Origin of the sequence: Xanthomonas sp. LMG 12461 (genome assembly GCF_009192935.1) — a bacterium.
Taxonomy (GTDB): domain Bacteria; phylum Pseudomonadota; class Gammaproteobacteria; order Xanthomonadales; family Xanthomonadaceae; genus Xanthomonas_A; species Xanthomonas_A sontii.
Genome location: NZ_NQYT01000129.1, coordinates 1 through 733 on the forward strand (window position 1 = coordinate 1; position 733 = coordinate 733).

A 733-nucleotide genomic window follows, 5' to 3' on the forward strand; every position below is an offset into this window, starting at 1 on the left:
TCGCCTCGGCCTCCGGACTGGCCAATTTTTTCCGCACACTGGCTTCCAGCGTGTCCACGGCGGTGACAGTGACGCTATGGCAGCACCGCGCCGAATATCACCACGCCATGCTCGCCGAACAGGTCAGCCTGGGCAATCCCGGCGCGGTGGCTTACATCGACAAGGTGCATGCACTGGGACTGCATGGACCACCAACTTTCGGCCTGATCGATCTGATCGTCAGTAAGGAGGCCTATACGCTGGCGGTGAACGATGTGTTCTGGCTGTTCGGCTGGCTGTTCATCGTCATCATCCCGCTGGTGTGGCTGGCGCGACCGCCATTCAACGCCGCGGCTGGCGCGGGCATGCACTAACGGATACCAAAGCGGAAAACTGATCGGTGCCGCATCAACGCAGCGCGTGAATGTATGTTGCAACCTACTGCTGTGCTAGCGCAGCAGCAGTTCCAGCGTCTTGCCCGCGGCGGCCATGCCGAAACTTGCGGTGACGTGCATCACCGAGCCCAGACCGCCGCCGCAATCGAGGCTGCCAGGTTCACAAGCCGCATCGACATCCGGCGCGCGCCGCACGTTTTCCATCGAGTACACGGCGGCGATGCCGAAATAGCGCTCGGGGTTGCGCGCGAACCCATGCTGCTGGCGCAGGCGTTTGCGCACCAGCGCCAGCAAGGCATCGTGCTCGGTGCGCGAAAGATCACGCACTTGCACGCGCACCGCGTCGCTGCGCCCACCGG

Annotated in this window: 2 pseudogenes; one reads left to right on the forward strand and one right to left on the reverse strand. The window is 63.4% G+C overall.

What is annotated here, in order from left to right:
* Window positions 1–353: pseudogene (locus tag CEK68_RS21130) on the forward strand (MFS transporter); the annotation flags it as partial.
* Between the two features lie 75 nt (window positions 354–428).
* On the opposite strand, the pseudogene CEK68_RS20860 reads toward CEK68_RS21130, so the two are convergent.
* Window positions 429–733, reverse strand: a pseudogene (locus CEK68_RS20860) (tRNA threonylcarbamoyladenosine dehydratase); the annotation flags it as partial.